Origin of the sequence: Reyranella sp. (genome assembly GCF_965249915.1) — a bacterium.
Taxonomy (GTDB): Bacteria; Pseudomonadota; Alphaproteobacteria; order Reyranellales; family Reyranellaceae; genus Reyranella.
Genome location: NZ_OZ252257.1, coordinates 2,866,538 through 2,878,507 on the forward strand (window position 1 = coordinate 2,866,538; position 11,970 = coordinate 2,878,507).

At 66.7% G+C, this 11,970-nt stretch carries 15 protein-coding genes; 10 read left to right on the plus strand and 5 right to left on the minus strand.

The features are described 5' to 3' along the window. Positions 1-23: 23 nt before the first annotated feature. The gene (locus tag ACP15H_RS14155; RefSeq protein WP_425066822.1) at positions 24-1,091 is read right to left on the minus strand and encodes a DUF3616 domain-containing protein; all 1,068 of its coding nucleotides are present in this window, start codon (positions 1,089-1,091) and stop codon (positions 24-26) included. Between the two features lie 380 nt (positions 1,092-1,471). Here ACP15H_RS14155 and radC point away from each other — a divergent pair, with 380 nt between their 5' ends. Beyond that, positions 1,472-2,200, plus strand: a complete 729-nt coding sequence (gene radC / locus ACP15H_RS14160) for a RadC family protein (RefSeq protein WP_425069903.1) — start codon at positions 1,472-1,474, stop codon at positions 2,198-2,200. Between the two features lie 19 nt (positions 2,201-2,219). Here the strand turns inward: radC and ACP15H_RS14165 are convergent, their stop codons facing one another. Beyond that, positions 2,220-2,621, minus strand: coding sequence for a response regulator (locus tag ACP15H_RS14165; protein WP_425066823.1), 402 nt, complete (start codon positions 2,619-2,621; stop codon positions 2,220-2,222). A 131-nt stretch (positions 2,622-2,752) separates the two neighbouring features. Here ACP15H_RS14165 and ACP15H_RS14170 point away from each other — a divergent pair, with 131 nt between their 5' ends. Genes ACP15H_RS14170 through ACP15H_RS14195 form a run of 6 tightly spaced genes read left to right on the plus strand, consistent with a single transcriptional unit; the run spans position 2,753 to position 6,637 of the window. Further along, the gene (locus ACP15H_RS14170; protein WP_425066824.1) at positions 2,753-3,493 is read left to right on the plus strand and encodes a DUF72 domain-containing protein; all 741 of its coding nucleotides are present in this window, start codon (positions 2,753-2,755) and stop codon (positions 3,491-3,493) included. A 49-nt stretch (positions 3,494-3,542) separates the two neighbouring features. Then, positions 3,543-3,965 carry an ArsR/SmtB family transcription factor gene (locus tag ACP15H_RS14175; RefSeq protein WP_425066825.1) on the plus strand — a complete coding sequence of 141 codons (423 nt, stop codon included), beginning with the start codon at positions 3,543-3,545 and terminating at the stop codon, positions 3,963-3,965. Beyond that, entirely contained in the window at positions 3,875-4,306 is a 432-nt protein-coding gene (locus tag ACP15H_RS14180; RefSeq protein WP_425066826.1) for an SRPBCC family protein, read from the plus strand. Before ACP15H_RS14175 ends, ACP15H_RS14180 begins: the two co-directional genes overlap by 91 nt. Next, the gene (locus ACP15H_RS14185) at positions 4,303-5,178 is read left to right on the plus strand and encodes a transglutaminase-like domain-containing protein (protein WP_425066827.1); all 876 of its coding nucleotides are present in this window, start codon (positions 4,303-4,305) and stop codon (positions 5,176-5,178) included. The genes ACP15H_RS14180 and ACP15H_RS14185 overlap by 4 nt, the downstream gene beginning before the upstream one ends. Positions 5,179-5,223: 45 nt before the next feature. Further along, the gene (locus tag ACP15H_RS14190) at positions 5,224-5,667 is read left to right on the plus strand and encodes a VOC family protein (protein WP_425066828.1); all 444 of its coding nucleotides are present in this window, start codon (positions 5,224-5,226) and stop codon (positions 5,665-5,667) included. A gap of 1 nt (position 5,668) precedes the next feature. After that, a complete protein-coding gene (locus ACP15H_RS14195) occupies positions 5,669-6,637 on the plus strand; it encodes a dienelactone hydrolase family protein (RefSeq protein WP_425066829.1) in 969 nt (322 codons plus the stop codon). Between the two features lie 96 nt (positions 6,638-6,733). On the opposite strand, the gene ACP15H_RS14200 is transcribed toward ACP15H_RS14195, so the two are convergent. Together ACP15H_RS14200 and ACP15H_RS14205 are read right to left on the minus strand one after the other, a co-directional pair. Beyond that, entirely contained in the window at positions 6,734-7,210 is a 477-nt protein-coding gene (locus ACP15H_RS14200; protein WP_425066830.1) for a gamma-glutamylcyclotransferase family protein, read from the minus strand. Next, positions 7,195-8,478 carry an adenylate/guanylate cyclase domain-containing protein gene (locus ACP15H_RS14205; protein WP_425066831.1) on the minus strand — a complete coding sequence of 428 codons (1,284 nt, stop codon included), beginning with the start codon at positions 8,476-8,478 and terminating at the stop codon, positions 7,195-7,197. Before ACP15H_RS14205 ends, ACP15H_RS14200 begins: the two co-directional genes overlap by 16 nt. A 65-nt stretch (positions 8,479-8,543) precedes the next feature. Here ACP15H_RS14205 and ACP15H_RS14210 point away from each other — a divergent pair, with 65 nt between their 5' ends. Continuing rightward, a complete protein-coding gene (locus tag ACP15H_RS14210; protein WP_425066832.1) occupies positions 8,544-9,605 on the plus strand; it encodes an alpha/beta hydrolase in 1,062 nt (353 codons plus the stop codon). A gap of 10 nt (positions 9,606-9,615) precedes the next feature. Next, positions 9,616-10,248 carry a TetR/AcrR family transcriptional regulator gene (locus ACP15H_RS14215; RefSeq protein ID WP_425066833.1) on the plus strand — a complete coding sequence of 211 codons (633 nt, stop codon included), beginning with the start codon at positions 9,616-9,618 and terminating at the stop codon, positions 10,246-10,248. Positions 10,249-10,331: 83 nt separating this feature from the next. Here ACP15H_RS14215 and ACP15H_RS14220 read toward each other — a convergent pair whose 3' ends face one another. Then, positions 10,332-11,204: a fumarylacetoacetate hydrolase family protein gene (locus ACP15H_RS14220; RefSeq protein ID WP_425066834.1), complete on the minus strand. Its 873-nt coding sequence runs from the start codon at positions 11,202-11,204 to the stop codon at positions 10,332-10,334. A gap of 102 nt (positions 11,205-11,306) precedes the next feature. Here ACP15H_RS14220 and ACP15H_RS14225 point away from each other — a divergent pair, with 102 nt between their 5' ends. Further along, positions 11,307-11,969, plus strand: a complete 663-nt coding sequence (locus ACP15H_RS14225; RefSeq protein ID WP_425066835.1) for a family 16 glycoside hydrolase — start codon at positions 11,307-11,309, stop codon at positions 11,967-11,969. The last annotated feature ends 1 nt before the right edge of the window (position 11,970 follow it).

Below are 11,970 nucleotides of genomic sequence, written 5' to 3' on the forward strand. Positions count from 1 at the left end.
TCAGTCTACAGGCAGTGGAGCGCCTAGCGAATCGTGAGATCCCGCGGCCGTCCCTCCCTGGCGCCTTCGTAGATCACGAGGATACGCAGGCCATCGCTGGTGTCTTCGAGCGGCAGGATGGCTTCGGGCTTTGGATACTTCGACTTGTCGCCCGCCTGCCCCGGATACACCGGCACCTCCGCCCCCGCTCCCTTGACGTCGCCTTTACCGGCCCATCTGTAGACGAAGTATTTTCCAGGATCGCCCTTCTCCAGCTCAGGCGAGGAGCCCGCCAGAACGATGAATTCGCCCTTGTGGAGCGCAAGGTCACGAATCCCGTTCCCGCTGCCGACCGTCAGGGAATGCAGCGTCAATTCCGGGAGTCCCGGCTTGCCGTCGAACAAGGCTGCCACCGGAACCGTTGCCACCGTGGCCCGACCGGGCGCCAGTACCGGCGCTCGCAATCCGGCATAGAGGATGCCGTCCTTGATCGCGACGCCCTCGATGGTGAGGCCGTTCGCGTCCAGATTCTTTTCCGCGAAATTCTTGAGATCGGCATGTCCTGCCAGGGCATTGCGAAGTTTGGCCGTCGTTTCGATCCTGGGCATCGCCTTCAAGCGACCATCCATCGTGATGTCGTCGCTGTCGATCCGGAAGCGGACGAGCTGGCTGCTCGCGGCGATCCGGGCTTCCCGCTTCGCTTGGTTCTTCTCGTTCTTTCGCGGCGCCCCGTGCGAGCCGATGACGTAGAAATAACCATCGGCATAGGCCACGCCCTCGCCATCGAGTTCGATAGGCTTGCCGTCGAGCGTGTTGCCGATCAGTTGGATTGTCTGCCCGGCAACGATCTCGTTCTCATGCAGCATCACCACCTGCGCCCATTGCACCTCGTCATCGATCACCAAGCACCGCCGCGGAAAGCCAGTTTCGCGGTCGCACGCAATCCCGCTGACGTCCTGGGCCTTGTGAAAGGCGCCAAGCTTGTCCTTGTCGGGCTTGCCCCGTAACTCGTTCTCGACCTTCCATTCCCGGGCCTGCACCGGAAGAGCCAGGATCAACAGCAGTACCGCGAGCAGCGCGCGCCCGAATGGATGATGGGACCGGTAAGCCATTAGACCCTCCTCGAGCCGCAGCTCCACATTGCCTCCGGTTGATCTACCACCAGACTACACCTCCCATGGTCGCGACTTCAGCCATTTCCTGCCGCCTTTCCGCCGCGGTTCCATTGGATCGTGCCGGAATGGGGAAGGCGAAGCGGACAGCTCTCGAAGCGGTTCCGGCGGCGGCGAGTACGGCCGCGCCGAACGACGAGGCGTTGCTGGCCCTGCTGGCGGCCGGCCTCCGCCTGCACTCTTCCGACAATCTCTGGCGCGTGAGCGGCAACACCCTGCCCCACCGTATCCTGCTGCGCGAGGCCGGCGGGACCTGGAACCGGCTGGATCAGTGCTGGGATTTTGCCGGCGAAGATCCGACACCCCGGCTTGCCGCGGCGCTGGAGACGGTGCCGGCTCCCACGACCGGCCACAACAGCGGCGAGACGGCACCGCCCAAGCCGCACTATCACGGCCATCGCGGCCGGGTGCGCGAGCGTGTGCTGAAGGCCGGCGTCGAGCCGCTGGCCGACTACGAGCTGCTGGAGCTGCTGCTTTTCTATTCGATCGACCGGATCGACACCAAGCCGATGGCCAAGGCGCTGCTGGAACGCTTCGGCACGCTGGGCGACGTCTTCGCCGCCGAGCCGGCGCAACTGCGCGAGTTCGAGATCGACCAGCGCACGCTGGTCCACTTCAAGGCGATGCGCGAGGTCGGGCGGCGGCTGGCCGAGCGCAAGGTCAAGGACATGCCGGTGCTGACCAACTGGCAGCAGCTTATCGACTATTGCCACGCCGCGCTGGCGCACGAGAAGACCGAGCAGTTCCGCATCCTCTTCCTCGACCGCAAGAACGTGCTGATCGCCGACGAGGTGCAGCAGCGCGGCACCATCGATCACACGCCGGTCTACCCGCGCGAGGTGGTTAAGCGGGCGCTGGCATTGAATGCAGCCGCCCTGATCCTCGTGCACAATCACCCGAGCGGCGATCCCAAGCCCTCCCGTGACGACATCGAGATGACGCGCGAGATCAAGGCCGCTTCGGAGGCGCTGGGCATCACGATCCACGATCACCTCGTGATCGGCCGCAAGGGGCATGCGAGCTTCCGGAGTCTGGGGCTATTGACCTAGCGCTCCGTCCACCCGCACCTCACGAACCCGGGATTGCCATCACCGCCACCGGCGCCAGGAAGCGATCCAGCTCTTCCGGGCGGAAAGGCTTCCTGATGATTGGAAGGCCGGCGATGGCGCTATCGGCGGGCACCCAATGCGTCAGGCTCTTCGAGGTCAGAATGACCCGCGCTTCGGGCCGATTGGCCCTGATCCACCGGGCAAGGACCGCCCCGTCGCTGACGCCCGACCAATCGATGTCGGTGACGACATAGTCGAAGGAATGATCGAAGGCGGCCCGAATGGACGCGCCGCCATGCTCCGATTCCAGGATCCTGAAGCCGCGTCGGCGCAGGTGACCCAGGAGAACGGCCTTTGCCTCCACATCGCTCTCGACGACGAGAACCGACAGGCCTGAAGCGCCTGCATCGTCTGAATTCACCACCACACACCCAATTCGATACCCACGGCTTCCCACGGCCGAGCCTCGACAACGCAGACAAGCGAGCAACGTTTCCCGCGTTGATCGCATTCCGAAACCGCTTGTGGGCGGTTTCGCGCTATACTCAAGCCATGAGTGGAAAAATCCTTGTCGGCATCGGCGGCTGGACCTTCGAGCCGTGGCGCGGTGTCTTCTATCCCGACGACCTCGTCCAGAAGCGCGAGCTGGAATATGCCAGCCGTCAGCTCACCTCGATCGAGATCAACGGCACCTACTATTCGACCTTCAAGCCGGCGAGCTGGGCCAAGTGGCGCGACGAGACGCCCGAGGGCTTCGTGTTCGCGGTGAAGGCTTCGCGCTTCTGCACCAACCGCAAGGTGCTGGCGGATGCCGGCGAATCGGTGCAGCGCTTCGTCAGCCAGGGAATGGTCGAGCTCAAGGATCGGCTGGGCCCGATCAACTGGCAGTTCATGGGTACCAAGAGGTTCGATCCTGAAGATTTCGAGGCGTTCCTGAAGCTGCTGCCGCGCGAGGTCGGCAAGCTGCCGCTGCGCCATGCGCTCGAGGTCAGGCACGACAGCTTCAAGGACGAGCGCTTCTACGATCTCGCGCGCAAATACAAGGCGGCGATCGTCTACGCCCACGACAAGGACTTCCCCGAGATCGACGAACCGACCGCCGACTTCACCTATGCCCGGCTGATGCAGTCCGAGGAGACGGTAAAGACCGGCTACAAGCCGGCCGAGATCGACAAATGGGCCAAGCGCGCCAAGGCCTGGGCGAAGAAGGGCGACGCCTTCCTCTACTTCATCTCGGGTGCCAAGGTGCGCAATCCCGCGGCCGCCCAGGCGCTGATCAAGAAGCTCGGATAACGGCACCGCCGCTTGACTCGCAGAAGGTCGACGCCTAACTGTTAACTCTATGGTTAACAATCAAAGCGCCCTGCTCGACCGCACCTTCGCAGCCCTCTCCGACCCGACGCGCCGGGCGCTCCTGGCCCGTCTCGACGCGGAGGAAGCCGTCAGCGTCAGCGAGCTGGCGCGGCCCTTTCCGGTCTCGCTGCCGGCCATCATGAAGCATCTCGACGTGCTCTCCGACGCCGGCCTGATCGTGCGGTCCAAGTCCGGCCGCACCGTCACCTGCCAGCTGAAGGCGGAGCCGATGGAGCAGGCGATGAATTGGCTCGCCCACTACCAGCGTTACTGGACGCAACAGCTCGACCGCCTCGCCGCCTTTCTGGAGGAAGACGACAAATGGCCAGCAAACCCAGCCTCGCCCTCAAGCGCCGCCTCAACGCCCCGCCCGAAAAAGTCTACGAAGCCTGGACGCAGCCGGAAAAAATGATTCGCTGGTGGGGCGTCACCGGTCACCACCGGGCGCCCCTTGCCGAGACCGACCTGCGGGTCGGCGGCCGCTTCCGCGTGCAGTTCTGGACGCCCGACGACGAGCATCACAGCGTGAGCGGCATCTATCGAGAGATCGTGCCGCCGACCAGGCTGGTCTTCTCCTGGGCCTGGCAGAGCACCCCGGAACGCGAGTCCCAGGTCACGATCGACCTGAAACCGGACCAGGACGGCACGATCCTCACTCTCACCCACGAGCAGTTCTTCGACGAGAAGGCGCGCGACGGCCATCGCGGCGGCTGGGGCATGGCGCTCGACAGGCTCGAGGAACTGTTCGCATGAACCTCGTGCCCTTTCGCTCGCCCGTCGCCCTGAGCGATGCCGGTATCTGGGCGCTGCAGTTCGCGGCGCTGCCTCGCGATATCGCCGGCCTCGCGAAGGGGCTGCAGGGATTGCTCATCCACGAGCATATGCCGAACCTCTACGGCATCACGCTTTCGGACCGCCAGCGCAGCGAGCCGCATGTGCGCAGTGCATGGGAGATTCTGGAACGCATCGCCGTCCAGGATGCGCGGCCGTTGACGCAGCCCCGCGCGCCGGGCGAGCGGTTCGCGGGGTGTTGCCGCCACTATGCGCTGCTGCTCGTCGCGATACTCAGGAGCAAGGGGGTCGCCGCCCGGGCGCGCTGCGGCTTCGGCGCCTATTTCACGAAGGGCAGGTTCGTCGATCACTGGGTGACCGAGTATTTCGACGCGGCGCAGGGCCGCTGGGTGCTGGTCGATGCCCAGATCGACGCCCGGCAGCGGGCTTTGTTCGGTATCGACTTCGACACGCTGGACGTGCCGCGCGAGAAGTTCCTGGTGGCGGGCGATGCCTGGCGGCTGTGCCGCGACGGCGGGGCCGACCCGCAGGCCTTCGGCGTGCTGGACATGGCCGGACTGTGGTTCATCGCCAGCAACGTCATTCGCGACGTGGCGGCGCTCAACAACCGCGAGATGCTGCCGTGGGACGTCTGGGGCGGCATGGCCCTGGTCGACAGTGAGATCGATCCCGACTTCATCGACAGGTTGGCCCGCCTGACGCACGAGCCCGACGGGCATCTGGAGGAGCTGCGGGCGGTCTACGAGGACCCGCGCATCGCCGTGCCGTCCACAGTGTTCAACGCCGTCCTGCGCCGCCCGGAAGCGGTTTCCCCGTCCGGCCTTTCGGCCTAAGCTGGCGGGGTCTGACCGGAGCTTCCAGAACCGAAGGAGGCATTCATGCCTGCGCTTTCGCTCGACCATTACAACATCTACTGCGCCGACCTCGAGGCGACCGTTCGCTTCTACGAACGCTATGTCGGCCTGACCAACGGCGATCGTCCTCCCTTCCCGTTCCCCGGCGCCTGGATGTACGCAGGCGACAAGGCGATCCTGCATCTCATCTCCGAAAGCGGCCGCACCGACCAGGGCAGCGGCGCAATCGACCATATCGCCATCAACTGCGCCGACATCCGCGGCACCCTCGACCAGATCAAGCAGGACGGCCTACCCTTCGAAGTGAAGAAGGTGCCGGCGCGCCCGCTCCAGCAGGTCTTCGTGCACGACCCCGACGGCGTGATGATCGAACTCAATTTCTGGCACGAGGAAGACGTGCCGGAGCTCCAGGGCTACGACCCGATGAGCAACAAGATCACGGCCGAGAAGCAGAAGGTCCCGGCCTAAGATGCGCCGGGCGGCGATGGTCGCCGCCTGCGCCCTGCTCGCCTGCGCCGCTGTCTTCACCGGCGCGCAGGCGCAGCAGCGCGAGACGATCTCGTTCGAGAGCCGGCAGAAGGGCAAGCCCGTCCAGATCACCGCCGAGATCACCTGGCCTGCGACTGCCGGCGCGGGTCCGGTGCCGGCGATGGTGATCCATCACGGCAGTGGCGGCGTCGGGGAGCGCGAGGCCCGATACGTCCGCGAGCTGGTGCCGATGGGCGTGGCAACCGTGGTCATCGACTCCTTCAAGCCACGCGGCGTCACCTCGACCGTGCTAGACCAGTCCGCCGTTACCGGACAGGACTTCAACCTCGATGCCCTGGCCGCCTTGAAAGCGCTCGCGAGCAATCCCCGTATCGATCGCCGCCATATCGGGATCATGGGCTTCTCGAAAGGTGGCACCTCGGCGCTGATGGCTTCTCACGAGCAGCTGATCCTCGCGGCCGGCGGCGCGTCGGGTGGGCCGCGCTATGCGCTGCATGTGCCGTTCTATCCGTCGTGCAGCGCGCAGTACTACCAGCCGCGGACGACCGGCGCGCCGATCTATCAGCTGCTGGGCGGCGCCGACACCTATGTCGGCTTCGAGCCCTGCCAGACCTACGGCGAAGCCCTGCGCGCCGCAGGCGCAACGATCCAGACCAAGGTCTTCCCCGGCGCGATGCACGGTTTCGACTACGGACCGCCCTATTTCAATCCGCGCGGCGAGAACTATTCGAAGTGCGTGAACCAGCAGCAGCCCGACACGTCATGGATTTCGCGCGACAGCGGCATCGTGACCTACGGCCCGGGCGGCAAGCCGATCCCTGACGCGATCGCCAAGGCAATGGCCGCCTGCAGGACGCTGGGCGTCAGCGGCGGCGCCAACGACGCCGCTGCGAAGCAGTCGATGGACGACCTCAAGGGCTACGTGCGCCGCCACCTGCTGGGTGGGTAGCTTTGTCATCCTGAGCGCAGCGAAGGATCTCACGCCGGCGACGGGGACCGTTGATCGTTCCGCGAGGTCCCTCGCTGTGCTCGGGACGACTGTGCGTCAATCGAACGTCGGCGTGGCGGCGAGCGCTTCCCAGTAGTCCGGCGGCAGGAGATCGCGGCCGGCGAGCAGGCAGTTGAGATAGGCGCGTTGCGGCTTCAGGCCGTCGCCCTGCATCAGCGCGACATAGACGATCGCCTCGACCTCCTCACCGGTATCGCCGCGCACCACCCGGATCGTGCGGCGTTCATAGTGGCCGCCCTCGACGCCTTCGTAGATATCGAGCACCGCGAAGCCTTCCGGCGGCAGGGCGTTCAGCGTGCCGTGCACGACGGCGCCCTCCGCCGGCACGATGTTGGCCGCTGCGCCGCCGCCCATGTCGCGCTCGGGTTTGTCGAAGGCGAGGCGCCAGCCGTCGAGCCGGCCCGCGATGCGCTCGCCGCGCGGCACGCCCCGCGGCGCCAGCCGCTGATCGAACAGGCGGGCGGCATCCATGTTGGAGCCGTACGCAAAGTACCAGGTCAGGCCATCCGCCATACGCGCACCCCCTCTTCGTAGCCACGGATTACGATGGGCCCGAGATCGACAGCCCCCTCGCACGGAGTCGAATCGCGCACCGACTGCGAGATCAGCAGTTGGGCGCCCACCTCCTTGGTGAGTTGCTCGAGCCGCGCGGCGAGGTTCACCGTATCGCCGATCACGGTGTATTCCTTGCGCTGCGGCGAGCCCACCGTGCCCGTCACCGCCGGGCCCAGATGAACGCCGATGCCGATCCTGAGCGCCCAGCCGGGATGCGTGCCGTTCCAGCGCTCGACGGTTTCGATCATGCCACGCGCCGCCGCCAGTGCGTTTCGCGCCGCCGACGGGTCCTCGAGCGGTGCCCCGAACAGGGCCATGAACCCGTCGCCCAGGAACTTGTTGATGATGCCGTTGTTGCGGTCCACCACCTCGATCATCTCCGCAAAGAACGAGTTGAGCAGCGCCACCGTCTCCTCGGCGCTGCGCCGTCGCGTCATGGCGGTGAAGCCGCGAATGTCGAGGAACAGCACGCACACGGTGCGAATCTCGCTCGGAGGATCGGTGCGCGTTGCCAGCAGGCGGTCGACCACGGCCGGCGAGACATGCTGGCCGAACAGGTTGGTCACCCGGTCGCGCGCCACTACGGCGCGTACCGACTTTTCGAACTGGCTGCGCAGGCTTGTCGCCACGTAGGCGGCCACCAGGCCGCCGGCGAAGAAGATGAGGCTGCGGGTGAAATGGAACAGCGGCGCGGCCTGCGGGATCTCGCCCCACGGCTGGAGCGGAACCAGCCACAGGACCAGCGCCATCTGCTGCAGGCTGGCGACCGTCCCGGTCCAGACCGACAGCCAGAAATCCAGCCGCAGCGTCGAGAGCAGGATGAAGACGAAGTAGAGCAGCGGCGGCCAGTAGCTGAACACCAGCACCGGGTCCATGTAGTGGCTCAGCGTGATGATGATGACGGCCGGCAGCGACGTCTCGATCAGCGCATTCGCGAAGCGCGCAATCTGCGGGAAATCACGGTCGCGCGCCGCCCGGTGGTGCAGGAACGTGAGGGAAGCCAGCTCATAGACCAGGAAGGGGGCGATGCCGACCAGCGGGAGCCAGCCGGGCACGTCGCGATCGAACATGCGCGAGGAATAGTCCGCGAAGACGTTCGCGACCGTCAGCGAGAGCGCAAGCAGGACCGCGAGGATGATGGCGAGAGCGCGCATGCGCTGCTGCTCGCTGCGGATGATCTCGCGGCGGAGCGCGTCTGCGAAGAAGTCGGGCGCCGCAGGAGGCATCGGCCGCCAAACTAGCCAGAGCCGGCGGGCTCCACAACGGGCCGGGGCGGTGCTAGGTACTCCTGATGTCGATGAAGGACGTCGCGCGGGAGGTTCAGGGCAAGGTCGCCAACCTGGCGCTACGCATGCCCATTTCATGGGTGAACATCCTGGCCGGCCCGCCGGTGGGGGTCGACGGGCGCACCCTGGACGGCCGCGCCCAGTGGTTCCTGAGACTGCTCGCCTATAGCGGCCAGCCGGGCCTGCACACGATGAGCGTGGCCGAGGCGCGCGAGGACTACGACGCCTTCATGCAGTTGCTGGGCGGCAAGCCCGCCCCGGTCAGCGAGATCGTCGACCGCACCCTGCCGGGTCCTGCCGGCCCCCTGCGCGTCCGCATCTACCGGCCGGCCGGCACGGTGGCCCGCCTGCTGCCGACGATCCTCTATCTGCATGGCGGCGGCTGGGTCATGGGCAGCCTTGAAGGCTACGACCTCGCCTGCCGCTATTTCTGCGCCCGCTCGGGCTGCGCCCTCGTCGCCGTCGACTACCGGCTGGCGCCGGAGCACAAGTTCCCCGCCGCCGTCGACGACAGCGTCGCTTCCTACCGCTGGCTGGCCGACCAGGCGGTCTCGCTCGGCCTCGACCCCGACCGCATCGTCGTGGCGGGCGATTCGGCCGGCGGAACGCTGGCCGCCGTGGTCGCCCAGACGATGCGAGGCGAGCCCCATCCGCCCTGCCTGCAGTGGCTGATCTACCCCGCCACCGACATGGCAGGCAGCAGCGGCTCCCACCAGAGTTGCGGCGAGGGCTTCCTGCTGACCCAGGCCGACATGACCTGGTTCCGGACCCACTATCTCAACGAAGAGACCGAAATCGACGATCCACGCGCCTCGCCGCTGCGTGTCGCCGATCTGGGTGGCGTAGCGCCGGCGCTGGTCTTCACCGCGGGCTTCGATCCGCTGCGCGACGAGGGCCGGGCCTATGCCGAGCGGCTGCAGGAAGCGGGCGTCAAGGTCATCCACCGCGAGTTCGAGACGCTCATTCACGGGTTCATCGGGATGCGCGGCGCCTTGCACGCGGCAGCCCGTGCGATGGACGACATGGTGGCCGGCCTGCGCCACGAACTGGCGCAGCTCGGCCGATGACGGAGCGCACATGAACGACGGGACGGCCCCACTCACCCAGCGTAGCGACCGGACGGGCCGGCGCGAGCAGAACAAGGCGGAGAACCGCACCGCCCTGCTCAAGGCCGCGCGCGGCGTATTTGCCGAGATGGGCTATGGCGCGGCCAGCGTGCGCGACATCGTGCGCCGCACCGACCTCGCCTCCGGCACCTTCTACAATTACTTCAAGGACAAGGACGAGATCTTCGAGGCGGTGGTCGGCGAGCTGACCAGCGTACTGCTGCAGCGCCATCGCGAGGGCCGCGGCCGTGCCACCACCGCCGAGGAATTCGTGCGCGAGCACTATGCCGCCTATTTCAACTTCCTCGCCGAGGACGCCGAACTGCTGGCCCTGGCGAGGTCGAGCTTCACCTCGGTGCGCACGCTGCTCGACAAACCCGACGTCCGGGCGCTGGCCAAGGCGCTCAACGACGACATCCGCACCGCCATCGCGCAGGGCATCCTGCCCAATGTCGACGTCTCCTATCTCGGCGCCTCGATGTCCGGCATCGCCTTCGAGGTCTCCATGGTCATGGTCGCCCGCGACCCGGTCGATCCCGCCGCTGCCGCCGAATTCGCGACGCACCTGATGCTGGGCGGCCTCGACAAGCTGCCGCGGCGGTAGGACCCGCTCGGGACGACAACCAACGAAAACGGCGGCCCCTTGTGGAGCCGCCGTCGATCGTTGCCGCACCTGGCCCCGAGCGCTTACGCGCCCTGGGCGATCGTGTTGCGCAGCGTGCCGATGCCTTCGATCTCGACCTCGCAGACGTCGCCCGGCTTCAGCCAGGGCTGCGGCTTGCGCGCCATCGCCACGCCCGAGGGCGTGCCGGTGATGATGATGTCGCCGGGATCGAGGGTCATGCACTTGCTGAGCTCATGCACCAGCGTCGGCACGTCGAAGATCAGGTCGTCGGTGTTGCTGTCCTGCATGGTGACGCCGTTGACGCGGGTCGAGATGCGGAGCGGCGCGGCGCCCTTGGGCAGCTCGTCCGGCGTCACGATGTCGGGGCCGAAGCCGCCGGTGGCGTCGAAGTTCTTGCCCAGGGTGAACTGGCCGCCCGACTTGCGCTGCCAGTCGCGGATCGAGCCGTCGTTGAAGCAGGCGTAGCCGGCGATCACCGAGAGTGCCTTCTCCTTCGGCACGTTGCGGCACTTCTTGCCGATCACGATGGTGAGCTCGGCTTCCCAGTCGAATTCCTTCGAGTGCGTCGTCGACAGCATCTTGCCGTTGTGCGGCACCAGCGTGTTGTTGAAGCGCGTGAACACCACCGGATAGGTCGGAATCGGGCTGCCGGTCTCCTCGGCGTGCTTGCGGTAGTTGAGACCGATGCACAGGATCTTGCCGGGCGCCGGGATCGGCGTCAGGTACTTGGCCGACTTCTCCGACACGGTGGCGCCGGCCTTGGGCTTGGCGCAGGCCTTGAGCACCGCCTGCTGCAGCTTCTTGCCGCCCGACAGGATCTCCACGACCGACTTCGGCCCGCGCGGCATCTGCTTGCTGAGATCGACGATCTTGCCGTCGCCGAGCTTGACGCCGACGGCGGGCTTGCCGCCGCTCAGGATGGTGCAAAGACGCATGAATTTCCCCCTTGATGATTTCGTCCGAAATACGGCCGCGCGTAAACTCCTCCCTCCCGCATCTTCGGTCAAGCAGCCCGCATTTTTTGCTACTCTCCCACGATGCGTTTCCTCCTCCTGCTCGTCCCGCTCCTGTTCACCGCCCTGCCCGCCTCGGCGCAGCTCGTCGTGCCGCTCACGACTCCGGACGGCCGCGTCGGCTGCACCCAGGGCAAGACGGGCATCGGCCGGCCTCCCGACTGGCGCGCCGTCGCCGATCCCGACGGGCCGGACGGCTGGGCGCTGGTCGAGAGCGAACCCGATGCGACCGAGCAGCGCTTTCCCCTCTGCATCTCGGAGCAGGCATCCGGTCGCGACTTCGACGCCACCCTCCGCTTCAAGCCGATCTCGGGGTCGCGCGACCAGGTGGGGGGCTTCATGTTCCGCGCCCAGAGCGCCAGCGACTATTATGTCGTGCGCGCCAATGCCCGCGACAACACGGTCCGCCTCTATCGCATGGACAAGGGCAAGCGCAGCCAGCTCGGCATGAAGGAAGCGCCGGTGACGCTCGGCCAGTGGCACTCGCTGCGCGTCATCGCCGTCAACGATCGCATCGAGGTGGCGCTCGACGGCAAGCCGCTGTTCGGGGTCAACGACCGGACGCTGATCCAGGCCGGGCCCGTGGGCGTGTGGAGCCAGGGCGACAGCGTGACCCACTATGGCTCCCTGCTGATCGGCCCGCCGCCCCCGCCCTCGCCAGCAGCCGCCCCGGCGGCGCCGCGCTGAA

Coding starts and splice junctions, on each gene's coding strand:
- ACP15H_RS14210 (WP_425066832.1), top strand. CDS start 8,544: ATGTCGATGAAGGACGTCGCGCGGGAGGTTCAGGGCAAGGTCGCCAAC.
- ACP15H_RS14205 (WP_425066831.1), bottom strand. CDS start 8,478: ATGCCTCCTGCGGCGCCCGACTTCTTCGCAGACGCGCTCCGCCGCGAG.
- ACP15H_RS14200 (WP_425066830.1), bottom strand. CDS start 7,210: ATGGCGGATGGCCTGACCTGGTACTTTGCGTACGGCTCCAACATGGAT.
- ACP15H_RS14175 (WP_425066825.1), top strand. CDS start 3,543: ATGGTTAACAATCAAAGCGCCCTGCTCGACCGCACCTTCGCAGCCCTC.
- ACP15H_RS14225 (WP_425066835.1), top strand. CDS start 11,307: ATGCGTTTCCTCCTCCTGCTCGTCCCGCTCCTGTTCACCGCCCTGCCC.
- ACP15H_RS14195 (WP_425066829.1), top strand. CDS start 5,669: ATGCGCCGGGCGGCGATGGTCGCCGCCTGCGCCCTGCTCGCCTGCGCC.
- ACP15H_RS14180 (WP_425066826.1), top strand. CDS start 3,875: ATGGCCAGCAAACCCAGCCTCGCCCTCAAGCGCCGCCTCAACGCCCCG.
- ACP15H_RS14215 (WP_425066833.1), top strand. CDS start 9,616: ATGAACGACGGGACGGCCCCACTCACCCAGCGTAGCGACCGGACGGGC.
- ACP15H_RS14190 (WP_425066828.1), top strand. CDS start 5,224: ATGCCTGCGCTTTCGCTCGACCATTACAACATCTACTGCGCCGACCTC.
- ACP15H_RS14220 (WP_425066834.1), bottom strand. CDS start 11,204: ATGCGTCTTTGCACCATCCTGAGCGGCGGCAAGCCCGCCGTCGGCGTC.
- ACP15H_RS14170 (WP_425066824.1), top strand. CDS start 2,753: ATGAGTGGAAAAATCCTTGTCGGCATCGGCGGCTGGACCTTCGAGCCG.
- ACP15H_RS14155 (WP_425066822.1), bottom strand. CDS start 1,091: ATGGCTTACCGGTCCCATCATCCATTCGGGCGCGCGCTGCTCGCGGTA.
- ACP15H_RS14185 (WP_425066827.1), top strand. CDS start 4,303: ATGAACCTCGTGCCCTTTCGCTCGCCCGTCGCCCTGAGCGATGCCGGT.